Consider the following 25,273-nt stretch of genomic DNA (forward strand, 5'->3'; position numbering starts at 1 on the left):
TCGTGCGTCGCCGCGGCCAATCCAACCTGTTCCATCGTCTTCAGTCCCCGAATCCAAACACCCGGCAAGAGCGGTTCATGCTCGTGACCGGGTAGCCCAAACGTCCTGTTTGCAAGAGTGCCCGGCACCGCCGCAGATCGCGCCATCGCGACCTTAATTAGCTTTAGGTTGCCTTCTTGCCGTCAATTTTGGTCAAAGGATGACGTGCCCTGCACAAATCCTGATGCGATGATTAAGACACCATTATGGTTAAGAGACCGTTACCGTCTTGTGTCTTTGCAGCATCACCGGACAGCATCGCAGGCACGACGGAACTTACCCGCGCCCGACACGTTTCCCGGCCACCCCACGACCAAACGTTGCGACGGGGCGCCGTTCTCGCGGCCATCTGGACCTGGCGTCATGACAGCGCCAATATCGGCGTCGACCAAGAGGCCAAGGCCGTCCAATTGCGTTACGGGTGAGCAGAATGACCGATTCCAAAAATGCATCGATCTCCCCTGGCAGCAGGAAGCTGGCCACCAAGGCACCGAAGGCCTCCGGCGCAGCAAGCGCGAAACCACATACAGAACCCGCCGAAGAGACCGTTCTCGGCATCCGCATCACCCATCCCGACCGGCTGCTGTTTCCGGACCAGGGCATCAGCAAAGTGGGCCTCGCCCGTTATTACACGGCGGTCGCCGATCGCATGCTGCCTCACGCGGCCGACCATCTCCTGTCACTCGTCCGCGCGCCGCAAGGCATAAAGGGGCCGCGTTTCTACCAGAAGCATGCCGGCGATGGCTTTCCCGCAGAGATCAAGGAAATTCCCGTCACGGAAAGTTCCGGCGAAACCGAAAACTACATGTATGTGCACGACGCTGCGGGACTGGTCGCCGCAGTGCAGATGGGCTCGCTCGAATTCCACATCTGGGGTTCGCGCTTCGATACGCTTGAAACACCCGACCGGCTGGTCTTCGACCTCGACCCCGACGAGGGCCTTGATTTCGGGGTCGTCAAGGCCGCCGCCACAGCCATGGGGGACGCCCTCTCGGCGCTGGGATTGAAGTCGGTGCCGATGGTCACCGGCGGCAAGGGCATTCACGTGATCGTGCCGCTGACAGCGCGCGCCACCTGGTCGCACGCCAAGGCCTTTGCAAAATCCTTTGCCCAGGGCTTTGCTGAACGCGAACCGCAAAGGTTCATCGCCACCATGTCGAAGGAGAAGCGCAAGGGGCTGATCTTCATCGACTGGCTGCGGAACGAGCGCGGCGCCACCGCGATCGCCCCCTATTCGGTCCGCGCACGCGCTGGCGGCCCGGTCGCCACGCCTGTCAGCTGGGACGAGCTTGACGGGCTCCGGGCCGCCAGCAGCTTCCGCATCCCCGACATCCTCACGCGGATCGAAAGGACGGACGATCCGTGGAGGGACCTTGACGGGGTCAAACAAATCCTCACCCAGGATCTGCTGGACAAGGTTGGAGCGAGAGCGGCGGATTAAGCCGCCTCCTCCCGCCTCAGGTCCTCGATCCAGGCGCGAATGGATGTACCGATCGCATCGGGGTGATCCTCCTGCAGGTAGTGCGCCCCGGCACCGAGCCTTACCAGACGGCAATCTGTCAGTTCGCCGGCATAGGCCTCCGCTTCGGCCGGCGAGATCAACGCGCCGGGATTGCCGGAAAACAGAAGCTTCGGATAGCGCGAGGCACGAAGCGCGACGTGGTCTGCGGTGCTGATCGCAAAAAACTCGCCCGGCGCGCCCTCGATCGGCAACTCACGCGGCAACCGCAGCACCGGGCGTCGCGACGCTGCGTCCGGAAACGGTGCGCGGTAGGCATCCATTTCCTCGTCGGTCAGCTTGCGCAGGATCGCATTCGGCACGACCCGTTCGACAAAGACATTCTCTTCCAGGATCAGCCGCTCGCCGACACCCTCGGTACGGAACGCCCTAAAGAGCTCACGGGCCTGCGGTTTCTGGTGGAAGGCGTCCCAGGTTTCGGCGGGCCGGATGAATTCCATGAAGGCGAGCCCCAGCACCTTTTCCGGGTAAAGGCTCGCAAGGTGGAAGGCGAGCGCCGTTCCCCAATCCTGCGCGACCAGGAAGAGCGGGCCGGGCACGACCTTTTCGATGAAGGCTTCGAGGTAGCGAAACTGGTCGAGGAAGGAATAGTCGATATCAGGCTTGGCCGAGTGGCCATAGCCGATCAGGTCCGGCGCAACGCAGCGCCCGATCGGCGCGACATGCGGAATGATGTTGCGCCAGATGTAGGACGATGTCGGGTTGCCATGAAGGAACAGGACCGTCGGCCCCGAACCCTGTTCGACATAGGCCATCGACGATCCCAGGATATCGACGAACGTCTTGCCGGTAGCGAATGTCTCGTCACGCATGCCTTCCTCCATCAAACACGGTTGAAAAAACGATCTTCCTGAATGTCAAAAGCGGCGCCGCGCTTCGATCGACCTTCATGCGCAGCATCGCCCCCTGCCAGGCGCTGAGCAGGAAATCGGCAAGTTCGGCCGCGGACCCAAGCGGGGCGATCTCGCCCTTCTCCAGCCCTTCGGCGATGCAGGCCTCGAACGGGCCGCGCCAAACCTCAAACAAGCGCGACAGATGCGCACGCAGCCGCTCGTTGTCGAAGGAGGCCTCGAGACTGAGATTGCCGATCATGCAGCCGCGGCTGTAGTCGGCGTCGGCAAGTTTGCCGGTGATGAGGTCGATGTAGCGGCGCAGCCGATCGACCGGGCGCACGCTTCCGTCAGCGAGTGCTTCTTCGACGAGACCCGAGACATAGGCGAAGTAGCGGTCGAGCACCTCGATGACGAAATCTTCCTTGGAAGCGAAATGGTTGGTGAAGGACCCCGGCCTTGCGCCCGCAGCCTCGACGATGTCGCGTACGCCGGTCCCGGCGTAGCCTGTGTTCCATACGAGCTGATCGCCCGCTTTCAGAAGATTTTCGCGTATCGATTTTCTGGACATGGCGAATAATACGTACGTACGTATTATTGTCAATCATCGAAATCGCCCGACACGAAAACACCCACCGACCGACGAAAAACGCCCCACGAAGGGGCGTTTCGACGGGAGCATCCAAATTGAGGGAGGCGCCTACCCAGCGCTTTCCTTGGCGTGGTGGAACTTGTAGGCAAGCGCTTCCGGCAGCCGGCGCGGTCGACCCTGGCTGTTGATCACGGCAATGATCACCTTGGCGGCGATCAGCAATTGCTCACCGCGACGGATCTCCTGCTGCAGCACCATCTTGGCGCCGCCGGCCTTCTCCGTGACAGTGGTGATCGTCAGGATATCGTCCATGCGGGCCGGCGCCTTGAAGTCGATCTCCATGCGATGAACAACGAAGACCAGCCCCTCACTGTCGCCCTCGATTGCGAGCGTCGCCTGTTCGACACCGAGCAGGCGCAGGAAGTCGGTGCGGGCGCGCTCCATGAAATGCAGGTAGCGGGCGTGATAGACAACGCCGGAAAAGTCGGTGTCTTCGTAATAGACGCGCTGGATCAGCCGGTGGCCGTTTTCGGTCAGTTCGCCTGCGAGCGAAATCTGGGACATGCTGTTCTCCGGGAAGTACATCCGGTTTCCTGTGCAGGAACAAAAAGCCATTTGCAAGCATTGCAGCGCTGTCACAATCCTATCCTATCACGTGACGGACTTCCTTCCCTCGATCAGGAGAACGTGCATGAAGATTGCGATTCTCGGCGGCGACGGTTTCGTCGGTTGGCCTACGGCGCTTCATTTGTCCGATGCCGGTCACGACGTTCACATTCTCGACAATCTCTCACGCCGCTGGATCGACACGGAACTCGGTGTGCAATCCTTGACGCCGATGGATTCGATCCAGGAACGCACGCGCATCTGGCATGCCGAGACCGGCCGCCGCATCCATTTCAACCTGATCGATCTTGCCCGCGACTACGAGCTCTTGAAAAACTGGCTAGCCGAGCACCGCCCGGATGCGATCGTGCATTTCGCCGAGCAGCGCGCCGCGCCCTATTCGATGAAGAGCGACCGCCACAAGAACTACACGGTCAACAACAACGTCAACGCCACGCACAATCTCTTGAATGCACTGGTCGAACTCAGCCTCGATGCGCACCTCGTCCACCTCGGCACCATGGGCGTCTACGGTTATTCGACGATCGGCGCAGCCATCCCCGAAGGATACCTGCCCGTCGGGATCGAGACGATGGGCGGCGAGACCGTCAGCCAGGAGATCCTCTACCCATCCAATCCCGGCTCGATCTATCACATGACCAAGTGCCTGGATCAGCTGCTCTTCCAGTTCTACGCCAAGAACGATGGCCTCAGGATCACTGATCTGCATCAGGGCATCGTCTGGGGCACGCACACCGAACAGACGCGCCGCCATGCCCAGCTCATCAACCGCTTCGACTATGACGGCGACTACGGCACGGTCCTCAATCGTTTCCTGATCCAGGCGGCAATCGGCTATCCCTTGACCGTACACGGCACCGGCGGCCAGACCCGTGCCTTCATCCATATTCAGGATTCGGTGCGCTGCATCGAGCTGGCGCTGAAAAACCCGCCGGCCCGCGGCAGCCGCGTCGAGATCTTCAACCAGATGACCGAGACCCATCGGGTGCGCGACCTCGCCGAAATGATCGCATCGATCAGCGGCGCACAGATCGCCTGGCTGACGAACCCGCGCAAGGAGGCAGCCGAGAACGAACTCGTCGTGCACAATGAGAAGTTCCTGGGCCTTGGCCTCAACCCGACACGGCTGCAGGACGGATTGCTGTCGGAAATCGTCGATGTCGCCAAGAAGTTCGCCTATCGTGTCGACCGCACGCGCGTTCCGGCCGTCTCCGCCTGGACCAAGGATATAGCGCCGCTCATCAACCACGACCCAGAGGGCAAGCGGCTGAAATCCGTTTCATGATAGCGAACAATCCTTTGGAGGGGCTCCGCCCCTCCTCGCTTCCATCTGCCGATCATGCCTTCGTGACCCTCGTCACGAATGCCGACTACGCGCTTGGCGCCCGCGCACTGGCGCGCTCGATACGCCTGACGGGCACCGCGGCCGATATCGTGATACTCCACACCGGCGGCGTTTCGCACGAAGCTCTGGCGCCGCTGGCTGAATTCGAATGCCGCCTGGTCGAAGCGGACCTCTTGCCGCTCTCCGATGCCTTCAACGAGCGCCACGCCCGCCGCAACGTGCACGAAAAGGCACCCTTCACCAAGGGCCGCAAGCCGGACTTCCACTCGCCGCTCGACAACTTCTGCAAGCTCCGGTTCTGGCAGCTGACCGAGTATCGGCGCTGCGTCTTCATCGACGCCGACGCGATCGTGCTCAAGAACATCGACCGGCTGTTCTTCTATCCGGAATTTTCGGCCGCCCCCAATGTCTACGAGAGCCTCTCCGACTTCCACCGGCTGAACTCGGGCGTCTTCGTCGCCGAACCGTCGCTCGAGACATTCGAAAGCATGCTCATCCGTCTCGACGCGCCCGATGCCTTCTGGCCGCGCACCGACCAAACGTTCCTGCAGAGTTTCTTCCCGGACTGGCACGGCCTGCCGGTGACGATGAACATGCTGCAATATGTCTGGTTCAACCTGCCGGAGCTCTGGGACTGGCGCTCGATCGGCGTGCTGCACTACCAGTACGAAAAGCCCTGGGAGACAGACCATCCTCGCGCCAGCGCCCTGCAGCCGCTGATCGATCTCTGGTTCGCCTATCTCACCGGCAAGGACGTTCCCGACATCGCCTCGCTTGTCAACCCGGTGCGGTCATGACCCGCGTGCTGGTTTCCGGCGGCACGGGTTTCGTCGGACGCTTCATCGTCGAGCATCTGATCGAGCACGGCTACGATGTCGTGATCGGCGGCCGCACGCGAGCCGCCCCGGACTTCTTTTCCAAGCCGGTCGACTTCGCCCCGATGTCGCTGGATCCGGATATCGACGCGAGCGCGGCTTTCGAGGCTATCGACAGTTTCGTCCATGCCGCGTTCCAGCACGTTGCCGGTCGTTATCGAGGCGGAGAAGGCAACGATCCGGAAGGGTTTCGCCGCGCCAACCTCGACGGCTCCCTCCATCTGTTTCGCACCGCTCGCGACCGAGGCGTCAGGCGCTGCGTCTTCCTGTCGAGCCGTGCAGTCTATGGTGCTTCGGCGCCGGGGGCCGAACTTGCGGAAGATATGCTCTGCCAGCCCGAAAACTTGTATGGCGAACTGAAGCTGAAGGCCGAAGGCGCGCTCGGCGCGCTTTCCGCCGACGCGTTCAGGACAATCAGCCTGCGCGTGACCGGCGTCTACGGAGCGGCCGGAGTGGGCGCCACACACAAGTGGCAGCAGCTCTTCAGCGACTATCTCGAAGGCCGCGGCGTCGCGCCGCGCGCCGGAACAGAGGTTCACGGTGACGATGTCGCAGCAGCCGTTCGCCTCGCTCTCGAAACGGACCATCGGCATCTACACCCGCCAGTGTTGAACGTTTCCGATCTCCTCGTGGATAACCGTACGATCTTGGCCATCGTTCGCGATGTCACGGGATGCGCGAACGCGCTTCCCGAGCCGGCCGCGCTCGCCGATTTCAATGCGATGAACACAGAACGGATCCGCGCTCTGGGCTGGAAGCCTGGTGGCGCGGCGCGCCTGCGGCAAACGATCGAGAACCTCCTTGCCTGACATCATCCAGGCACGACACAGGCCCGGTTGTGTATCGATCAAGGACTCCTTTAAAGAGCGTTAATTCACCTACCAATACCTCAGGTTGCTATCAAAAATCCGAGCTATGGTGGCTGCGCGGGTCGGTTCCGGCCCGTGCCTAAGCTCAACCCTCCCGTCGATCGACGGCGCTTCGAAGGAAATCAAACATGCCTATCGAGACGTTGAATCCCGAAGTCTGGAAGCTTGTCGGTACTTTGAACGGTCAATGGAAATCCAATGGAGGCAAGGACTTCGGCTGGGGTACGGTCAAGACCTCATCGCAGACCCTGACCGCAAACGCCCTGCTTTCGGTCTACAAACTCATGCGCGGCAACCAGAACCTGACGCGCGACTACTACCTCGTTGCCGGGGATGTCTATCACGGCGTCCAGGGCTCGCCCTCCAACCCGTCGTCCAACTGGGTTTCGGTCGGCTTTTACGCCAACCACATGAAACTGAACCTCGAAGCGACCTCGACACAGGCCAGACTGATGACGTTCGGGCCGAACAGCACCGTCGAGCAGGCGACGATCAGCTTCTCGATCGGCGGCGAGCTCAGCGCGGAATACAGCAAGGAAGGCCCGAAGGGAGGCGCATCGCTGAGCGCCAATGTCGGTGTCAGCTTCACCGCCTCGGAGGTCTCCTTTGCCGCACGACCGGCCACGCAATCGATCGAGTGGCAGGCCAGGTTGCCGCATGTCGGCTGGGTGTCGCCGGGAGTGCCGGCAAATCCCGGTCGCCCGTCCTATGCCGGCTACATCTGGAACGCGGCCGCGATCATCGAGGTGCCACAAGGCGTCGTGCCCAATCTCAAAGGACGCTTTGAAGTGGACTTCGAATACAATTGGACACGTGGCATCCGCAAGCGGTCGTTCACTCCCGGCATCGAGCTCGTCTATCAATCCCTGGTGACGACGGGCGCGGACGATGCACTGCTGGAACAGCCGCTTCCCACGATCCTGGAGACGCTGCGGTCACTCGCTGCAACGACCGGCCGGGAAGGCAAGACCGACACCTTCCTCATGGCCCTGGAAGGGTCTCGGGTGATCAATGCGTTTGGCGACAGCAATCTGGATCAGATCGTCATTGCGCCCACCAACCAGGCGATTCAGCAGTACTTCGACAAACATCCACAAACCGCACTTGAGGCGGTCTCACCGGCAAACCAGATCTGGCTCGACACGTGGGTGGCGGAGCGGGTCATCAGCACGCCGCCGGGTTCCGTCAATCTGGGCGCGATCAGCGCGTCCGTGAGGACCATCGCCGGGCTTCAGGGCGAATGGTTCGAGTGCGCGGATGGGCTGCTGCTGGTCACCGACACCTACGAAGTCGCAAGCGGGCTGCGCAGCGCGCTGCAGAAAGGGGCAGTCAAGGCGGCGTGACGCACGACGCCTTGCCCGGTTCAGCGAACTGAACTGCCGAAAACAGAGGAGCCTGGCGTCCCTTCTACGCCAGGCTCTTTTCCTGGTAAGCCGCGAGGCTGGGAAATCAGCCCTAGCCGAGATCGATGACAACGATCTCTGGTGGAACGCCAAAGCGAACCGGCGCGAGCGAGCAACCGAGACCACCGGAAACGATCAGATTGCAGTTGTTCTCGGTGACGTGCCCATAGGCATAACGGTCGCCGAAGCGCGACGGAACGACCGGCGCGTAGCCAAGAACCCGCACCTGGCCGCCATGGGTGTGGCCCGAAAGCGTCAATGCGACGCGCTGCGGCACACGCGGAAAAACGTCCGGCTCGTGCGCCAGCAGAATAACGGGATCGCCGTCACTCACCTGAGCCAGCGTGCCGTCGAGGTCGTCGAGGCCGCTCATGCGCTTGCGCTGCCACTTCTTGCCGGGCACGAGCGCGAGTTGGTCCTCGAGGCCGGCGATCCAGAAACCCTGCCCGTCCTTCTCCAGCCGAACTGCTCGGTTGCTGTAGACGTTGATGCCAACGTCCTGAAGCGCCTTGTGCCCGAAGGTCGGCCCACCGCCATTCTTCTGCGCGGTCCGGTCTTCCCACCAGTCGTGATTGCCCATGACGGCATGCACCCCGAGCGGCGCTTCAAGCGTCGCGAGCGCCTTCGACCATTCGCTGGAATGCACGTAGCGGGTGACGAGGTTCATGCCGGCCACATAGTCGCCGAGCAAAAGCGTGATGTCGCCGCCAAGCGAGTTGGCCTGGCGGCAGATCGAGGCGATGCGGCTCGCCGGCATCCAGGGTTCGCAGGCGTGGATATCCGTCAGCACGACCGCGCGCAGCTTCAGCCCCGGCGTCCAGCCGGGTGGCGTCAGCTTGTAACGGGTGACGTTCAACCGGGCCAAGGGCTCGACGGCGAAGGCATATCCTCCGAGCGCTGCCATGCTGGCGATCCCGCCGCCGATCACTTTGAACAATCCGCGGCGTGTGATCATCTATTCATCCTCGAGCGTCAGACGGAACTGCGCCGCCTCGACTTCTTTCGGCGGATTGAGGCCGATATGTTTCCAGGCATTTGCGGTCAAGATACGGCCGCGCGGTGTCCGCTGGATGAAACCCTGCTGAATGAGATAGGGCTCGATGATGTCCTCGATCGCGTCGCGCGGCTCGGAAAGGCCGGCAGCGATGGTTTCAATGCCGACGGGGCCGCCGCCGAAATTCTGCGCAATCATGAAAAGGTAGCGGCGGTCGAGCTGGTCGAGACCCATATTGTCGACGAGCAGCCGCGTCAAAGCCTCGTCGGCGATCTCCTTGGTGACGGCTTCCGCACGCGCCACTTCGGCGAAATCGCGCACCCGTCGCAAAAGCCGCCCCGCGATACGCGGCGTGCCGCGGGCACGACGGGCGATCTCGCGCGCGCCGTCGTCGGTCATGCCGAGACCCATCAACCGGGCTCCGCGCCGAACGATCGATTCCAGCTCCTCGACCGTGTAGAAATTGAGCCGCACCGGAATACCGAAGCGGTCGCGAAGCGGCGTCGTCAAAAGGCCCAGGCGGGTCGTGGCCGCCACCAGCGTGAACTTCGCCAGGTCAATCTTGACCGAGCGGGCTGCCGGACCTTCGCCGATGATCAGGTCGAGCTGGAAGTCTTCCATCGCCGGATAGAGGATTTCTTCGACCGCCGGATTGAGCCGGTGGATTTCGTCGATGAAGAGCACGTCGCGCTCTTCGAGATTTGTAAGCAGAGCCGCGAGATCGCCGGCCTTGGCGATGACAGGGCCAGAGGTCGAGCGGAAGTTGACGCCGAGTTCCTTGGCCATGATCTGCGCGAGCGTCGTCTTGCCGAGGCCGGGCGGCCCGACAAACAGCACGTGGTCGAGCGCCTCGCCGCGGTTTTTCGCAGCCTCGATGAAGATCTTCAGGTTGGCACGCGCTTCCGCCTGGCCGGTGAAATCATCAAGCGTCTGCGGCCGCATGGTCGCATCGAGATCTTCACCGCGCTTGTCCGGCGTTATCAGGCGTGCGGCGTCACTCATGCATTCGTTCCAATCGATCGGGCAGCTCCCGCGCTGCGGCCCGCCATCATGCCGGGCATGGTGCGTTCTGCCTTGCAGACCCGTTCAACGCAAGCGCTCATCGCGCCAGTTCCTTCAGGCCAAGGCGGATGAGCTTGGCGCTGTCGCCGCCTTCGCCGCCATTCTTCAGCGCCGCAGCAACGGCGTTCGCCGCCTGGTCGCGCGAGTAGCCGAGGTTGGTCAGCGCCGAAACCGCATCGGACACGGGCGCCGAGGCGACCCCTTCGCCGAGTTCCTGCTTGAGCCCGATCGACGCCGACATTTCACCGGCAAAGGCGGGCGCCTTGTTCTTGAGTTCCGTGACGATGCGCACCGCCACCTTGGGTCCGACGCCCGGCGCGCGCGAGACCGAGGTCTTGTCTTGCAGCGCAATCGCGTTTGCAAGCTCGCCCGGCGTCAGCGTCGAGAGCACGGCAAGCGCCACCTTCGAGCCAACGCCCTGCACGCTCTGCAGCAGCCGGAACCACTCCCGCTCCAGTGCCGAGAGGAAGCCGAACAGCTTCAGCTGGTCTTCGCGCACATAGGTCTCGATGAAAAGCACCGCCGCTTCACCCGCCGATCCGAGCTTGGACAGGGTGCGCGCCGAACAGAAAGCGACGTAACCGACGCCATGCACGTCGAGCACGACGTGATCCTCGCCGATCTCGTCGATGGTACCCTTCAGTTTGCCGATCATGTGGCGTCTCTCGCGGTGGGCTGTGATGGTCGATAGACCATCTGAAAAAACTATGTCGGGCGCAACTACGCCATCAATGCGGCAAGCCGGCTGGTCACCGATTGCCGGTTATGCGCGTGGCAGATGGCGATCGCCAGCGCGTCAGCCGCATCGTTGCCCTTGAACTCGACCTTCGGCATCAGAACCTTGATCATCATGTGGATCTGCTGCTTCTCGCCATGGCCGACGCCGATCACCGCCTTCTTGACGGCGTTGGGCGCATACTCGGCGACCCTCAGGCCCGCGCGCGCCGGCACCAGCATGGCGATGCCGCGCGCCTGGCCGAGCTTCAGCGTCGCGGTCGCGTCCTTGTTGACGAAGGTCTGCTCCACCGCGGCCTCGTGCGGCTGATAGCTATGCACCACATCGGCGAGCCCGTCGTGCAGCTGGCAAAGCCGGGAGGCGAGATCCAGGTCGCCGTCGGATGTCACGGTGCCGGAAGCGACAAAACGCAGCGAATTGCCGAGCGTCTCTATGATGCCCCAGCCAGTGCGCCTCAGGCCTGGGTCGATACCGATGATGCGAATCGTGGTCTGCATGAATTTCACCCTATGACTAGAGCCTGGACGCTGCCAGCAAAAAGTGAACAAAACAAAAACATACGCACAGCTGAGAACGCCTGTCAGGTTTTCTTCTCCGCCACCCTTGGATTGAGGAAAATTGAGCTTACATAGCCTTTCATCAATTTCTCTCAATAAAGGCACGTGCCATGGCGACTTTCTCCGTCCTCGATCTCTCGCCGATCACGCAAGGCGGCAGCGTCGCCCAATCGCTCGAGAATACCCGACGCCTGGCCCAGGCTGCCGAAGAAAACGGCTACAAGCGCTTCTGGCTCGCCGAGCATCATGGCATGAAGGGCATCGCCAGCGCGGCGACCTCGATCGTAATCTCGCACGTGGCGGCCGCCACCAAGACGATCCGTGTCGGCTCCGGCGGCATCATGCTGCCGAACCATTCGCCGCTCGTCATTGCCGAGCAGTTCGGCACGCTGGCAGCGCTCTATCCCGGCCGCATCGATCTCGGCCTTGGCCGCGCCCCCGGCACCGACATGCGCACCGCCCAGGCGCTTCGCCGCAACATGGAGGCGAGCGCCAACAACTTCCCCAACGACGTGGTCGAGTTGCAGGCACTGCTCGGGCCTGTCGCCGAAAATCAGGCGATCATCGCGGTTCCCGGCGCCGACACCAATGTGCCGATCTGGCTGCTCGGTTCGAGCCATTACAGCGCGCACCTCGCCGGGATGCTCGGCCTGCCCTTCGCGTTTGCCTCGCATTTCGCACCGGACATGCTTTTGTCTGCGCTTGAGATCTACCGCGAGCGCTTCACGCCATCGGAGACCCTCGACAAGCCGCATGCCATGGTCGGCGTCATGGGCGTCGCCGCCGACACGGACGAAGAGGCCAACCATCTCTTCACCTCGATGCAGCAGTCGTTCGTCGCCCTTCGCCGCAATGCGCGCGGGCAATTCCCGCCGCCGGTCCAATCCATGGACGGGCTCTGGAGCTATGACGAGAAGATCTTCGTCGACCATTCGATGATGTATGCGGTCGTCGGCAGCCCGGAGACGATCCGTCGGAAGATTGCCACGTTCCTCGAACAGACGAAGGCCGACGAATTGATCATCTCCATGCCGATCTTCGACATGGACGCACGGCTGCATTCGCTAAAGCTGTTTGCAGACGCGCAGAAGGAGCTTGCGAGCGCCGCGTAAGGCAGCAATCAGACCGCTCCGAAAGCCGGAGCGATCTCCTCCATCTGCGCGAAAAACCGGTCCGGCCCGAGACCTTGCAGGAAGCCCGGATCGGCATAGCCCCAGGCGACAGCGCCGGCGGCCACACCGACCTTGCGCGCAGCCTCGATATCACGCGCCTCGTCGCCGATCGCGAGAACGCGCGCCGGATCAAGACCGGAATGGCGGATCGCCCGCTTGAAATGCTGCGCCTTGCCGAACAGTGCGGCGCCGCATTCATAGAGATCGACGGTCGCTGCGGCATCACCGAGTGCCGAGCGAATGCCTTCCTCCGCATTCGAACTGACAATCGCAATGCCGATGCCTGCTGCCTTCAACCGCCGCAGCAGGTCGGCAGCCCCCGGAAACAGCCGGACGGATGCGGCCTCCGTTGCCATGGCGCGGCGCATGAACGTGGCGATCTGCGGCAGCTTCCACATGGGCACGCCGAGATGCGCGATGATCTCGCGGCTGCCCATTGTTCTCAGCGACTGGAACTCCTCGACGGAAAGTTCGCGGAAGCCATAGCGGCTTGCAGCACTGTTGCAGGCGGCCATGAAGCTTGCCGCCGTGTCGGCCAGCGTGCCATCGAAATCGAAGATCGCGAAGTCATAGGTCATCGGCACCACACAAAGAAATACCCGTGCCCTTTCGGACACGGGTAGACAATTCCGAACCCTTCGACCGTCCGATCAGGCCGAGAGCTTCGCCAGGATCTCGTCCGACACTTCGAAGTTCGAATAGACGTTCTGGACGTCGTCATCGTCCTCGAGAATGTCGATGAGCTTCATCAGGGACTGTGCCTTTTCTTCGTCGACCGGCACGGTGTTCTGGGCCTTCCAGATCGCCTTGACGGTTTCGGCTTCGCCGAGCGTGTCTTCGAGCGCCTTGGAAACGTCGCCGATCGCTTCGAAACCGCAGATGATGGTATGACCGTCCTCATCAGTGGTCACGTCGTCGGCGCCGGCCTCGATGGCCGCTTCCATCACCTTATCGGCGTCACCGACCGAGAGCTTGTAGGTGATTTCGCCGACGCGGTCGAAGGAGAAGGAAACCGAGCCGGTTTCGCCGAGTGCGCCGCCGGCCTTGGTGAAGGTCGAGCGCACGTTGGAGGCGGTGCGGTTGCGGTTGTCGGTCAGCGCCTCGACGATGACGGCGACGCCGCCCGGGCCGTAGCCCTCGTAGCGGACTTCTTCGTAGTTCTCCGAGTCTCCGCCGGAGGCCTTCTTGATCGCCCGTTCGATGTTGTCCTTCGGCATCGACTGCGCCTTGGCGTTCTGGATCGCCAGGCGCAGGCGCGCGTTCATCGCCGGGTCCGGCATACCGGACTTGGCGGCAACCGTGATTTCGCGCGCGAGCTTGGAAAACATTTTCGAGCGCACCGCATCCTGACGGCCCTTGCGGTGCATGATGTTCTTGAACTGTGAATGGCCAGCCATGGCACCCTCTGCATGCATGATTATGTAGGAATGGGGCGCCTTATAGTTTTATTGCCGCTTTCCGTCCAGCCGGGGCGCGGCTTTTCAATCGGCCGACACCTGCGCCCGGCTCAGGAGGAAGCTGTGCCCATCATCGCGTCGGCAGGAAAGACCGGTACGCTCGGAGACGCAGGAGAACGGCCCCTGCTCCCAGCCTTGGCCGTAATCGAGCACCGTATCCGCCGAGCAGCAGCTCGGATCGCCAACGGCGTGGTCGAGCGTGGCAGCGCCTGCGCGGCCAAGCGTGGCGCGAACATAGCGCGGCGAGACGATATCGCAGGCAAGCTCCGGCCCGCCGTCGGCAGGCCGATAAACCGCGGTGCCGCCGGCCGGCGTGTAGACGCAGCCGATATTGCCCGACGGCATCATGAACATCTCCTGCTCACCCGCAGGCTCGGCCGTCGTCTCCGGAAGGCTCTGCTGTTGCTGTTGTCCTTCGGGTGAAGGCAACCGCGGCGGCGGCGCGCCGCCCGCTTGCGCCAGGGTCGAAAGGCAAAGGAAGATCGAAACGCCAGCCACAAGCAACTTCATCGGGCGATCCCAAGGCATGTCGCGCAAAAGTCCGGAGCGGTCTTGCGACAACGACATGCGACACATCGAAACTCAGACGCCCTTCAGAATATAAATCAGTGGTTTGCTTGGCAAGGAACGCAACGAGACTTTAATGCTGGCGCTGTCGGCGAAACGTTTGTCATAGCCGTCACCGAACATGTCGAGGAAGGCGTCGATCGGCGGACCACGTCGATGCATCGGCAAGATCAGCGAGGCGCGCAGCCGGCTGACCACCCGGCTCATGCTTTCCGCGCCCATGGTCAGGCCGCCGTCGACAGGCACCATCAGCACGTCGAGCCTGCCGATCTGGCGATAGTGGCTGTCGTCAAGCTCGTGATGAAGATGCCCGAGATGGCCGATGCAGAGATCCGCGACCTCGAAGATGAAGATCGAATTGCCGTCGTGCTCCATTCCACCGGCGGCGCGAATATCGGTGGTCACGTTGCGGATATAGGCGTCGCCGACCACAAGATCGTGCCGCGCCGGCATGCCGTTGTCGCTCCAGCCATGCAGCACGTTTCTGATCGCCGGATCCGGCGTCAGCGTATAGTGACTGGAATGGGCCTTGTTCATCGTCGCGACCGTCGGCGGCGTCGCAGGCGAGAACCACCCGTTGTAATCGGTCGCGATCGACACACCGCCCGGCGTTTCGATCAGGAAGGTGGAGTGCCCGAGATAGCTGATCGTCACCTCGCCAATCGCGGTCTGCCCTTTGGTAGCCGCAGCCGGTGTGAAGCTGGCGAAGGTCGCCTGCGGTATGGCCTCAGCAATTGCCTGGCATTGACTGGCATGAACGGGCTGCTGCTGCGCATGCGCAACCGACGGCCAGAACACGTGGATGAGCCAGATGGCGGCAAACGTGTAGACAAGGTAGCGGAGCATCAGCCTTCACCTCTCTCACTTTGACCACGAGGCCTCGACCCGGAGGGGGCGCGCGCCTGGAAGGTGTTGAACAGCGAATGGAAGCCTTTGCCTTCGCTCGGCCGAACCACGGCGTCACGGGCAGGGAGAGAATTGTTCAAGCGCCTGGCCACGTCCAGTTACAAACAACCTGTCGTGCTCACGTTTGCGTCACCGCCCCAGCGACAACAGGCAAACCTGTCCCGTCGAACGTCAACGCCCCGACATTGCTGCCGGGGCGTTGCGACTTTGCGGTTGGCTCCCGCTACTCCGCGGGGTGAGGCGCCGGCTCGGTCGCCGTCGCCGGCCTGCGCCGACGGAACGACCGGAGCGCCACGTAGAAGACCGGTGTCAGGAACAGGCCAAGGAAGGTGACCCCCAGCATGCCCGAGAACACGGCCGTGCCGAGCGACTGGCGCATTTCCGCACCGGGACCGGTCGCGATCATCAACGGTACGACACCAAGGATGAAGGCAAACGCCGTCATCAGGATCGGGCGCAAGCGCAGCTGGCTCGCCTCTACGGCCGCCTCGATCGGCGTCTTGCCCTCGTCTTCACCTTGTCGCGCGAACTCAACGATCAGGATCGCATTTTTCGCCGCAAGACCGATGAGAACAATCAGCCCGATCTGCGTCAGCACGTTGTTGTCGAGGCCGCGGATCGACACGCCGACGAGTGCCGAAAGCACTCCGAGCGGCACAATCAGGATGATTGCCAGCGGCAGCACCCAGCTTTCATACTGGGCCGACAGCGCCAGGAACACGAAGACGACCGAAAGCGCGAAGATGAACACTGCGGTGTTGCCCGTCTGGCGTTCCTGGAAGGCAAGTTCCGTCCATTCGAAGGTCGTTCCCTGCGGCAGGATCTGGGCGGCGAGCGCCTCCATCTTGTCCAGCGCCGTGCCGGTCGAAACACCGGGCGCCGGGTTGCCCTGGATCGGCACCGACACATACATGTTGTACCGCTGCACCAGCGTCGGGCCGGCCGTATCGCGGATTTCGACGAGCGTGCCCATCGGCACCAGAGCTCCGGTCGCCGATCGCACCTTCAGCGCCAGGATGTTGTCACGCTCGACTCGGTACTGCTGGTCCGCCTGCGCCCGCACCTGGTAGACGCGGCCGAAGGCGTTGAAGTCGTTGACGTAGGATGTGCCGAGGTTGATCGAGAGCGCCTCGAAGATGTTGGGGATCGGCACGTTGAGCGTGCGCGCCTTGTCGCGGTCGATCGCCAGGAAATATTGCGGGCTGGAGGCCGAGAAGGTGGTAAAGACCCCGGTCAACCCTTCCGTCTGATTGGCAGCACCCATCATCTGATAGGTCAGCCCCAGCGCGCGTCGCATGTCGGCGCTCTGCCGGTCCATGATCTGCATCTTGAAGCCACCGGAGTTGCCGATGCCGCGCACCGACGGCGGCGGCACGGCGATGATGAAGGCCTCCTGGATGCTCTGCAGGCTGCCATAGAGCTGGCCGATGATCTGGTTCGCACCCTGGCCGTGTTTCAACCGCTCTTCGAAGCTTTCGAACGAGGCAAAGACCACGCCCGAGTTGGAGGCATTCGTAAACGTTGCACCGTTGAAACCGGCAAAGGCGACGGCGCTCTTCACGCCGGGAACGTCTTGGATGATTTTCGAGGCCCGGTTGACCACCGCATCGGTGCGCTCGAGCGAGGCGCCGTCCGGCAACTGGATCACCACGATCGCATAGCCCTGGTCCATGGTCGGCACGAAGCCGCGCGGCACGATCTGCGCCATGTACCAGGTTGCCCCGAGCAGGCCGACGAAAACCAGCAATGCCGCGGCCAATGCCGTCTTCGTCGATACCAGCTTGCGCACAATCCACGCATAGCCCTCGGCCATCCGGTCGAAACCGTTGTTGAACCCATTTGCCAGGGCCTTGCCGAAGCGCGTCAGCGGGTTGCGGCTTTCGTGATGACCGTTCTCGTGCGGCTTCAACAGGATCGCCGCCAACGCCGGCGACAGCGTCAAAGAGTTGAAGGCGGAAATGACTGTCGCAACCGAGATTGTCACGGCGAACTGCAGGTAGAACTGACCGGCGATACCGGGAATGAAGGCCGTCGGCACGAAGACTGCGGTCAACACCAGCGAGATTGCGATGACCGCCGCCCCCACCTCGTCCATGGTGACGTGCGCCGCTTCGCGCGGGGTCATGCCGCGCGCGAGATTTCGCTCGACGTTTTCGACGACGACGATCGCATCGTCGACGACGATGCCGATCGCCAGCACCAGGCCGAACAGCGTCAGCATGTTCAGCGAGAAGCCGAAGGCATAGAGGAAGGCGAAGGTGCCGACGAGCGATACCGGGATCGCGACGATCGGGATGATCGCCGTGCGCCACGACTGCAGGAAGACGAGAACGACGATGGCGACCAGGACCGCGGCCTCGGCGATCGTCTTGTAGACCTCGTTGATCGATTCCGAGATGAACTCGGTGGGGTTATAAACGATCCGGTACTCGAGCCCGTCGGGGAAGTCGCGCGAGACGTCGGTCATCACCTTCTGGATCTGCTCGGCCGCATCGAGTGCGTTGGTGCCGGGCCGCGAGAAGATGCCGAGCGCCACCGCCGGGCTGCCGTCGAGATAGCTGTTGTTGACATATTCGCGGGCACCGAGTTCGACACGCGCAACGTCCTGCAGCTGCACCAGACGGCCGCTTTCCGTCGCCTTGACGATGACGTAGCGGAACTGCCGCGCATCGCTGAAGCGGCCGTCGGTGGTGACCGTATACTGGAAAGCACTGTCGCCGGGGGCCGGCGGGCCGCCGATCGAACCGCCCGACACCTGCACGTTCTGTTCGCGCAGCGCCTGCACCACGTCGCCGGCGGTCATGCCGTAAGCGGAGAGCTTTTCCGGGTCGAGCCAGACGCGCAGCGCGTATTCGCGCTCGCCGAACAGAATGACGTCACCGACGCCGTCGAGTCGGACGAGCAGGTCGCGGATGCGCGTGCGCGCATAGTTCGAGACGTAGAGCTGATCGTAGCGCTCGTTCGGCGAGAGCAGATGCACGACCATCATCAGGTCGGGCGAGCTCTTGGCCGTGGTGATACCGATGCGCCGGACCTCCTCCGGCAACCGCGGCTCGGCGATCGATACGCGGTTCTGCACCAGCACCTGTGCCTGGTCGAGGTCGGTGCCGAGCTTGAAGGTGATCGTCAGCGCCATCGCGCCGTCGGCGGTCGAGTAGGAGGACATGTAGAGCATGTTCTCCACACCGTTGATCTCCTGCTCGAGCGGGGTCGCAACGGTGTTGGCGACGGTTTCGGCGTCGGCACCCGGATAGGCGGCACGAACGACGATCGTCGGCGGGGCGATTTCCGGGTACTGCGCCACCGGAAGCTGGAAATAGGCAATGCTGCCGACGATCAACAGCACGATCGAAAGCACCGATGCGAAGATCGGCCGGTCGACGAAAAAGTGAGCGAACCTCATTGCGCCGCTCCCGTGGCTGGCGCCGCGGCGGACGGTCCTTCGGGCGGAAGCTGGATCGTCTCGGGCTTGACCTTGGTGCCGGGGCGTGCCCGCATCAGGCCGTTGACAACGATGGTCTCGTCACCGGTCATGCCGGAGCGGATGACGCGGTAGCCGTGCAATCTCGGGCCGAGCCGCACCGGCTTAGTGACAACGGTGCCGTCGGCGGTGACTTCGTAGACAATGCGCTCGTTCTGGTCGGCGCCGATCGCCTCGTCCGGAATGAGCACGGCCTTGTAGGTGTTCGAGCCCTCGATCTGCACGCGGCCGAAGAGGCCCGGCTGCAGCACCAGTTTCGGGTTTTCAAGGCGCGCCCGCACGCGCATGGTGCCGCTCTGCGGATCCACGCGGTTTTCGGCAAAGTCGAGCTTGCCCTTGAACGGCTCTTCATTGGAATCGGCAATCGTAACAAGCACCTCGAGCGAACCGCCGCCTTCCTGCAGCGCTTTGCCGCGCTCGCGGGCGACCCGCGCGTAGGAGAGCAAGCGCCGCTCGTCGACGTCGAAATAGAAATCGATCGGGTCGAGCGAGACGATCGTCGTCAAGACGGTCTGGTCGGCCTGCACGAGGTTGCCCTGCGACAGCAGGCGCCGGTCCACGCGACCGCTGAGCGGCGCGGTAATCGTCGTATAGTCGAGGTCGAGCTTGGCGCGCTCGACGGCCGCTTCCGAACCACGCACCAGCGCCTGTGCTGAAAGCAGTTCCCGGCGATGGTCATCGAGCGTCGAGACCGAGAGCGTGCCGGTGCCGGTCAGCGACTGTGTCCGCTTGAACTGGGACTCGGCAAATTCCAGCGTCGATCGTGCCGATTCTAGGGTCGACTCGGCCTGGGAGAGCGCGGTCCGGTAGGGTCGCTGGTCAATCACGAAGAGCTTGTCGCCCTTGTTCACCAGGGCGCCGTCGGTGAAATTCACCTCGTCGAGATAGCCACCGATGCGGGCGCGAACCTGCACCTCGTCAACGGGCTCGAAACGGCCGATGAACTCGTCGCTGTCGACCACATCCCGCACGACCGGCTTGGCGACGGTCACTGCAGGCAATTGTGCCTCTTGCGCTTTGGCCCCGGCGACCGAAAGAAGGGAAAGAGAAGCGCCGACGATCATCGGCAAATGCCACTTAGACAACATGCATGCCCTCCGAATGCACTTGGATCACGATGATGAGCCATGAGGCCGGGTCAGCGCGATCGCCTTGAACATATCAGAGCGGGCGATTGGCAAACGATCGTCGCAACGCCGCTCCGCTCCGTACAAATCCTCGGATCGGGAACGATCCGACAGCCAAAATCAAACAAGCAGTCAAATGGTGCAGCTTCCGCCGAAAGGCCGACGACGCTGCCGGGTCAAAATCGCAGGCGTGGGGAAACGCTCCCGTTGCCCGGCGACAACATTGCAGGCCCGCAATCCAGGACTGCGGACACTCTTCCAATCTGTCAAACGCACGAGTACATCACGCCCCGGCCCGGCGTGATCGGGCGATAACCTGCCATCATTTGATGGGGTTGTCACCTTGAAAAAAATCAATTCCGATAAGGCGATACGAGACGGCTGAAGCTGCTCGTCCGGAGTTGCGCGGTGAGCTGAGGATATCGCCTTTCCTAGCCTTAAACCCAGAAATCCGGGATCGTTTCGGCCAGTCTCGGCCCAAGACGCAGCGGCGCGATCTTCTCAGCAAGCCCGGTGCGATCGGAGATCTCGACGCCGAGGCCGCAGATGGTGGCAGGACCGGAGGCAGCTTCGAAGCGTCCCTTCGGCATCTTGGAAATAAAGCGGTTGAGCGGCTCTTCCTTGTCCATGCCGAGCGAGGAATCATAGTCGCCGCACATGCCCGCGTCGCTCATGTAAGCGGTTCCGCCATTGAGGATCTGGTGATCGGCGGTCGGCACATGTGTATGCGTGCCGACGACGAGGCTCGCGCGTCCGTCAACGAAATGGCCGAAGCACTGCTTTTCGCTGGTCGCTTCCGCATGGAAATCGAAGACGATCGCATCCGCCTGTTCGCCGAGCGGGCAGGCATCGAGGATGGCCTCCGCCGACTTGAAGGGATCGTCGAGTTCGGGATGCATGAAGACGCGGCCCATGACATTGGCAACCAGCACGCGGGCGCCATTGCGCGCGAAGAACAGGTTGGAGCCGCGGCCGGGCGTGCCTGCCGGATAGTTGGCGGGCCTCAGGAACTGGTCGTGACGCTCGCAAAAGACCACGGCTTCCTTCTGGTCCCAGACGTGATTGCCCGTCGTCACCACGTCCGCACCGGCATTGATCGTCTCAAGGAAGATATCCTCGGTGATACCGAAGCCGCCGGCAGCGTTCTCGCCGTTGACGATGACGAAATCGAGCTTGAGGTCGCCGATCAGTCCTGGAAGTCGCTCCCAGACCGCCGTCCGGCCCGTCTTGCCCACCATATCTCCCAGAAACAGAAGCCTCATGCTCGCTCAATCCCACCAGGGCAGTTCCGGCGGAAGCGCGTCAGCGGTTTTGGCGTCCGGTACTGCATAAACAAAAGAAGAAGAAGAGCGTCTACACGATCCGAGCCCTGCAGGAAACGGCCTAATACAAGGTCATTCAGCGCCTGGGCCGGTATGTTTGCCGCGGCTCCGCCTTCGCGGTGCAACCATCCACCGCATGCAGAAGGTCTAGAAATGCCGAAAGCCGCTCTCCGTCAGCACCGCGTCGAGCGCGACGTCGTGGGCTTCGGCCGGAACGGACTCCACTTCCTGGCAATCGAAGGCGATGCCGATCAGCTTCGGCAGATGGCCCTTGTTGCGCAGCCGGTCGATCGCCCGATCGTAATAGCCGGCGCCGTAGCCGATCCGGTGACCCGTCGCATCGAAGGCCGAAAGCGGCACCAGCATGATATCAGGATCAAGTTCAGGCGCCTCGGGCCCCGGCCCCGTCGTGCCGAAGCCGGTCGAGATAATGTCGATGCCATCGAGCAGTTCACGGAAGACGATCGTCTGCTTGTCCATGATGACAGGCAGGCAGAGCCGGGCGCCCCGCTGCTTCAACCGCGCCATCAGCGGCCGGATGTCGACTTCGGAGCGGATTGGCCAGAAGCCCGAAACGATGTGCCCCGGATCAAGCGCGATGACGTCGCCGGCGTGGTCGGCCATCGTCAGGCTGGCTTCGATCCGAAACTCCGTAGACATCGCATCACGCAATGCCAGCCGCTCCTTGCGCAACGCCGCCTTCAAATCCTTCGGTGACATCCGGTCCTCTCCTGCCAGTTCGCCGCTGCCATCGCTTCTGAACGGGATGACGCTCCCAAAATGGCACAGAAGCTCTGTTTCTCGCTGATTCCTAGCCCTTCTGCCAGCCTGTTTACGCATTGGCGCCCATGAACCGATCGCCGCCACCGCCACATTTGCGGCGTTTTGCGACAGTTGGAAGCGCCCCTCCCAGATCGGAACAGTTTTAGCGTTCCGTTCATCATGGCCAAGGGTTCCGCTTTCGCCAGTGAGGAACGCCGTGCAAATAAGGGCACGATTTCAAATAATTAGCAGGAACTAATGCCCGCGTTCGATGTATGGACGCGCTCCTGCAGGCAACAGTGGAAAAGCCGACGTCCATGAGGGACCAGATGAACGAACTCGAACCGTTGGAATTGCGTTGCCTAACGCTCGCCGCCCGCGGTCGCACGCGCCAGGACATGATGCGCGAGACAGACATTCCGCTTGATCGCATCGATCGGGCGCTCGAAGACGCCATGCGCAAACTGCAGGCGGGCAACCTCGCAGAGGCGGTCTTTCGGGCAGCAAGGCTCGATCTCATTTCATGAGGCCGGCGCCTCCCGGGCGCTCACGTGAGCCAGTGAGACCGGTAGACCATCTCACGCATCGATCTTTGCTCGCGCGCCACATCGGCGACAGCGCACATGATCCCCGCATCGCGCAGAAGGCGCGGCCGACCTGAAGGCACCTGCACGGGCGCCACCGGAAACAAAAGCGCAGCCATCCATCGCGCCACCCTCAGACGGGCGGCGACTGATGTTTCGGAGAAGGCGAAAACGGCAAGCACGCTCATGGCGAATGACCCTGCGCAGAATGATGTGACCGACCGATCTTCGTCCGCGCGTTGACATCTGACAAACGAATTGCAAGCATAGCTGCCATCAGAAATTCTGATGGTGTTCACCATGTCCCTTCCGCTGGACAGCGATCTGCTTCGAACCTTTCTCGCCGTCGTCGACACCGGCAATGTCACACGGGCCGCCGACATCGTCGGCCGCACCCAGTCGGCCGTCAGCATGCAGATCAGGAAGCTCGAAGACATGCTCGGCGACGCCCTGTTCGAACGCCACTCACGTGGCGTCGTGCCAACGCCCCAAGGCCTGCGGCTTGTCGACAATGCAAGGCGCATCGTAACCCTGCTCGACGACACCGCCGCGGCCATGCGCCAGCCCGCACTCGACGGTGCGGTGCGCATCGGCATCCCCGAGGAATACATCAACTCCACCCTGCCCAAGGCGCTCGGCAGTTTCGCCGCCATCCATCCCGGCGTCGAAGTGACGGTGCAGCAGGGTGCCTCGATAACCAATGTGACCGCACTCGAGGCCGGCGAGATCGATCTCGCCGTTGTCTTTGAGCCCGGCGGTAAGACCAAGAACGAAGTGTTGATGATGGATCCGACCGTCTGGGCGACATCGGAACAGCATCGTACCGACGAGCGCCGCCCGGTGCCGATCGCCACCTACACCTATCTTGAGGGCGGCTGGTGCGACGACCTTGCGCAGCGCAATCTGCGTAGAAGCCGCATCGACAACCGCGTCGCCTATGTCAGCCGCACCAGCGGCGGCCTGATGGCGGCGGTCGTTTCCGGCCTCGCGATCGCGCCGCTTGCCCGCAGCAGCATCCCGGCCGGGTGTCGAGAACTGACGGCAGACGACGGCTATGACGTCATCGACCACTCAAATGTCGTCTTGCGCATATCGAAGGCAGGCAATGGCAAGGACCGGATCGTCGAGGCGATGGCGGACGCCATCCGCCGGGCGTTTGCCGGGGATTGAGTTGCCAACTGAAAAGGGGGGAAGTGCGATCCACACAACCGATGGATATTTTACGATCCCGGGTGCCTACAAAGTAGGTGGGCGCCATGTGTCCAGACCCACGGGCCTGGACAGGGACAGCTCCCTTGAGATCGAGTATGGCCCCGGGGATTGTGGTTCCTGTCGGGAAGCGCAGACCGCATTCGATATATAAGGTGTCTCGGCGCTTCGCGCCAGTGGCTCGTCGCCGAAACCTTGTCAGCCGGTCGGCGTGGTCGTGCGGCCGTTGAGCTTGGCCGCGATGCCGTGAATCTGGGCCGTGACTTCGCTAAGCGCCGAGGCCAATGCCTCCTCGCTCTTCATCTGATCGGACATGGCGGCATCGCGGCCATTGGTCAGATTGCCGACCTCGGCTTCGAGGTTCTTCAGCCGGCGGTTGACCTCGCTCAGCTCGTCCATGACCATGATGCCGGCCATGACGGTCAGACGTAGATCGCCGATCTCGCCGAACTGGCTTTTGAGATGCCCGACATATTGATCGAACTTCGTGGCAAGCTCGGTCAGGTGACCTTCCTGCCCTTCCTCGCAGGCCATCCGGTAGGCCTTGCCGTCGATCGAAACTGTGACCTGCGCCATGTCGATTAATCCTAGCGGTCGAGCACCGCCCGAATGGTTTCCATCGCCGTCACGAGGCGTCGGGAAACCTCGCGATTGACTTCCTCGAGCCGGTTTGCCCGGAACTGCGACTGATCGAGTTCCTGCGCCAGCCTGGAGCGGTCGGTATTGACACGCCTGACCTCGCCCTCGAACTCGCTGAAATCCCGCTCCCTGTCAAACCGACCGTCGATCGCATTCTCCAGGGATTGCAGCGCGTTGCGCAGTTCGTCGATCGCCGCTTTGACAGTCTTTGCCGGCATGTGTTCCGAATACCTCGCCCATAAGGCCGAATCGCCCGAATCCCATCCGCCGCTTCGGCCCGATCTTTTTTAAACCTATTACGTAAGTCTCAACAATGCCAAGCATCGCAAACAACAGCGGAAGCTGTGGATGGATTGCGTAGCCGGCTTTATTCAACGGCAGTGCGAAAGCTTTGTTGCATTGCGGGACAAGCGCAGGACGCCGGCTTGAACAACCTGCCGTCAAATGGCCGCGGAAGGCCCGTATTTATTGACTCGCACGGCGCACCTGCTATGTGTCAGCCGCTTCTTGCGCGGTCTTTGGAGGATAGAGACCGTTCCCTGACCACCGAACGCAAACGGAACAGTCATGATCTCTCGCGAAAAACACGACCGGATGGC

At 62.3% G+C, this 25,273-nt stretch carries 25 protein-coding genes, 1 other RNA gene and 1 pseudogene; 8 read left to right on the top strand and 19 right to left on the bottom strand.

The features are described 5' to 3' along the window. Window positions 1–526: 526 nt before the first annotated feature. Window positions 527–1,480, top strand: a pseudogene (ligD, locus tag VGO04_RS14450) (non-homologous end-joining DNA ligase); the annotation flags it as partial. Here ligD and VGO04_RS14455 read toward each other — a convergent pair. The 3 genes from VGO04_RS14455 to ybgC all read right to left on the bottom strand — a co-directional run bounded on the left by VGO04_RS14455 (window position 1,477) and on the right by ybgC (window position 3,544). After that, complete coding sequence (locus VGO04_RS14455) at window positions 1,477–2,370, bottom strand: haloalkane dehalogenase (RefSeq protein WP_327496653.1); 894 nt, start codon at window positions 2,368–2,370, stop codon at window positions 1,477–1,479. The pseudogene ligD and the gene VGO04_RS14455 overlap by 4 nt on opposite strands. Beyond that, window positions 2,363–2,959, bottom strand: a complete 597-nt coding sequence (locus tag VGO04_RS14460) for a TetR/AcrR family transcriptional regulator (RefSeq protein ID WP_327496654.1) — start codon at window positions 2,957–2,959, stop codon at window positions 2,363–2,365. Before VGO04_RS14460 ends, VGO04_RS14455 begins: the two co-directional genes overlap by 8 nt. Before the next feature lie 129 nt (window positions 2,960–3,088). Continuing rightward, window positions 3,089–3,544 carry a tol-pal system-associated acyl-CoA thioesterase gene (gene ybgC / locus VGO04_RS14465; RefSeq protein ID WP_327496655.1) on the bottom strand — a complete coding sequence of 152 codons (456 nt, stop codon included), beginning with the start codon at window positions 3,542–3,544 and terminating at the stop codon, window positions 3,089–3,091. A gap of 127 nt (window positions 3,545–3,671) precedes the next feature. On the opposite strand from ybgC, the gene VGO04_RS14470 reads away from it, so the two are divergent. From VGO04_RS14470 to VGO04_RS14485, 4 genes are all read left to right on the top strand, one after another. After that, the gene (locus tag VGO04_RS14470; RefSeq protein ID WP_327496656.1) at window positions 3,672–4,892 is read left to right on the top strand and encodes an NAD-dependent epimerase/dehydratase family protein; all 1,221 of its coding nucleotides are present in this window, start codon (window positions 3,672–3,674) and stop codon (window positions 4,890–4,892) included. Beyond that, window positions 4,889–5,749 carry a glycosyltransferase gene (locus VGO04_RS14475; RefSeq protein WP_327496657.1) on the top strand — a complete coding sequence of 287 codons (861 nt, stop codon included), beginning with the start codon at window positions 4,889–4,891 and terminating at the stop codon, window positions 5,747–5,749. Before VGO04_RS14470 ends, VGO04_RS14475 begins: the two co-directional genes overlap by 4 nt. After that, complete coding sequence (locus VGO04_RS14480; protein WP_327496658.1) at window positions 5,746–6,636, top strand: NAD(P)-dependent oxidoreductase; 891 nt, start codon at window positions 5,746–5,748, stop codon at window positions 6,634–6,636. The genes VGO04_RS14475 and VGO04_RS14480 overlap by 4 nt, the downstream gene beginning before the upstream one ends. 188 nt (window positions 6,637–6,824) lie before the next feature. After that, window positions 6,825–8,039: a hypothetical protein gene (locus VGO04_RS14485; RefSeq protein ID WP_327496659.1), complete on the top strand. Its 1,215-nt coding sequence runs from the start codon at window positions 6,825–6,827 to the stop codon at window positions 8,037–8,039. 112 nt (window positions 8,040–8,151) lie between these two features. Here VGO04_RS14485 and VGO04_RS14490 read toward each other — a convergent pair whose 3' ends face one another. The 4 genes from VGO04_RS14490 to ruvC form a co-directional block, all read right to left on the bottom strand. After that, the gene (locus VGO04_RS14490) at window positions 8,152–9,054 is read right to left on the bottom strand and encodes a metallophosphoesterase (RefSeq protein WP_327496660.1); all 903 of its coding nucleotides are present in this window, start codon (window positions 9,052–9,054) and stop codon (window positions 8,152–8,154) included. Beyond that, entirely contained in the window at window positions 9,055–10,095 is a 1,041-nt protein-coding gene (gene ruvB / locus VGO04_RS14495; RefSeq protein ID WP_327496661.1) for a Holliday junction branch migration DNA helicase RuvB, read from the bottom strand. 97 nt (window positions 10,096–10,192) lie between these two features. Then, window positions 10,193–10,810, bottom strand: a complete 618-nt coding sequence (gene ruvA, locus VGO04_RS14500; protein ID WP_327496662.1) for a Holliday junction branch migration protein RuvA — start codon at window positions 10,808–10,810, stop codon at window positions 10,193–10,195. 65 nt (window positions 10,811–10,875) lie between these two features. After that, entirely contained in the window at window positions 10,876–11,388 is a 513-nt protein-coding gene (gene ruvC, locus VGO04_RS14505) for a crossover junction endodeoxyribonuclease RuvC (RefSeq protein WP_327496663.1), read from the bottom strand. 170 nt (window positions 11,389–11,558) lie between these two features. Between ruvC and VGO04_RS14510 the strand changes: the two genes are divergently transcribed. Next, window positions 11,559–12,560, top strand: a complete 1,002-nt coding sequence (locus tag VGO04_RS14510; RefSeq protein WP_327496664.1) for an LLM class flavin-dependent oxidoreductase — start codon at window positions 11,559–11,561, stop codon at window positions 12,558–12,560. 8 nt (window positions 12,561–12,568) lie between these two features. Here the strand turns inward: VGO04_RS14510 and VGO04_RS14515 are convergent, their stop codons facing one another. The 8 genes from VGO04_RS14515 to VGO04_RS14550 all read right to left on the bottom strand — a co-directional run bounded on the left by VGO04_RS14515 (window position 12,569) and on the right by VGO04_RS14550 (window position 22,200). Further along, the gene (locus VGO04_RS14515; RefSeq protein WP_327496665.1) at window positions 12,569–13,198 is read right to left on the bottom strand and encodes an HAD hydrolase-like protein; all 630 of its coding nucleotides are present in this window, start codon (window positions 13,196–13,198) and stop codon (window positions 12,569–12,571) included. Between the two features lie 72 nt (window positions 13,199–13,270). Then, window positions 13,271–14,017, bottom strand: a complete 747-nt coding sequence (locus VGO04_RS14520; protein WP_327496666.1) for a YebC/PmpR family DNA-binding transcriptional regulator — start codon at window positions 14,015–14,017, stop codon at window positions 13,271–13,273. Between the two features lie 84 nt (window positions 14,018–14,101). Continuing rightward, complete coding sequence (locus VGO04_RS14525; protein ID WP_327496667.1) at window positions 14,102–14,587, bottom strand: hypothetical protein; 486 nt, start codon at window positions 14,585–14,587, stop codon at window positions 14,102–14,104. A gap of 72 nt (window positions 14,588–14,659) precedes the next feature. After that, on the bottom strand, window positions 14,660–15,493 hold the full coding sequence (locus VGO04_RS14530) for an MBL fold metallo-hydrolase (protein ID WP_327496677.1): 834 nt from the start codon (window positions 15,491–15,493) through the stop codon (window positions 14,660–14,662). 280 nt (window positions 15,494–15,773) lie between these two features. After that, entirely contained in the window at window positions 15,774–18,953 is a 3,180-nt protein-coding gene (locus tag VGO04_RS14535; RefSeq protein WP_327496668.1) for a multidrug efflux RND transporter permease subunit, read from the bottom strand. Beyond that, the gene (locus VGO04_RS14540) at window positions 18,950–20,119 is read right to left on the bottom strand and encodes an efflux RND transporter periplasmic adaptor subunit (protein WP_327496669.1); all 1,170 of its coding nucleotides are present in this window, start codon (window positions 20,117–20,119) and stop codon (window positions 18,950–18,952) included. Before VGO04_RS14540 ends, VGO04_RS14535 begins: the two co-directional genes overlap by 4 nt. 476 nt (window positions 20,120–20,595) lie before the next feature. Beyond that, window positions 20,596–21,420: a YmdB family metallophosphoesterase gene (locus VGO04_RS14545; RefSeq protein ID WP_327496670.1), complete on the bottom strand. Its 825-nt coding sequence runs from the start codon at window positions 21,418–21,420 to the stop codon at window positions 20,596–20,598. Between the two features lie 207 nt (window positions 21,421–21,627). Continuing rightward, window positions 21,628–22,200 (bottom strand): 5-formyltetrahydrofolate cyclo-ligase, encoded by a 573-nt coding sequence (locus tag VGO04_RS14550; RefSeq protein ID WP_327496671.1) that lies wholly within the window; start codon window positions 22,198–22,200, stop codon window positions 21,628–21,630. Window positions 22,201–22,571: 371 nt separating this feature from the next. On the opposite strand from VGO04_RS14550, the gene VGO04_RS14555 reads away from it, so the two are divergent. After that, window positions 22,572–22,769, top strand: a complete 198-nt coding sequence (locus VGO04_RS14555; RefSeq protein WP_327496672.1) for a transcriptional regulator — start codon at window positions 22,572–22,574, stop codon at window positions 22,767–22,769. Between the two features lie 20 nt (window positions 22,770–22,789). Here the strand turns inward: VGO04_RS14555 and VGO04_RS14560 are convergent, their stop codons facing one another. Then, window positions 22,790–23,128, bottom strand: a complete 339-nt coding sequence (locus VGO04_RS14560; RefSeq protein WP_327496673.1) for a hypothetical protein — start codon at window positions 23,126–23,128, stop codon at window positions 22,790–22,792. Here VGO04_RS14560 and VGO04_RS14565 point away from each other — a divergent pair. Next, the gene (locus VGO04_RS14565; RefSeq protein ID WP_327496674.1) at window positions 23,127–23,996 is read left to right on the top strand and encodes a LysR family transcriptional regulator; all 870 of its coding nucleotides are present in this window, start codon (window positions 23,127–23,129) and stop codon (window positions 23,994–23,996) included. The genes VGO04_RS14560 and VGO04_RS14565 overlap by 2 nt on opposite strands. 23 nt (window positions 23,997–24,019) lie before the next feature. Here the strand turns inward: VGO04_RS14565 and ssrS are convergent. From ssrS to VGO04_RS14580, 3 genes are all read right to left on the bottom strand, one after another. Further along, window positions 24,020–24,177: non-coding RNA, 6S RNA (gene ssrS, locus VGO04_RS14570), on the bottom strand. A gap of 56 nt (window positions 24,178–24,233) precedes the next feature. Next, a complete protein-coding gene (locus tag VGO04_RS14575) occupies window positions 24,234–24,611 on the bottom strand; it encodes a cell division protein ZapA (RefSeq protein ID WP_327496675.1) in 378 nt (125 codons plus the stop codon). Window positions 24,612–24,622: 11 nt separating this feature from the next. Further along, window positions 24,623–24,892, bottom strand: coding sequence for a DUF4164 domain-containing protein (locus VGO04_RS14580; protein WP_327496676.1), 270 nt, complete (start codon window positions 24,890–24,892; stop codon window positions 24,623–24,625). Between the last annotated feature and the right edge of the window lie 381 nt (window positions 24,893–25,273).

The organism is Ensifer sp. (genome assembly GCF_035999185.1).
Lineage (GTDB): Bacteria > Pseudomonadota > Alphaproteobacteria > Rhizobiales > Rhizobiaceae > Ensifer.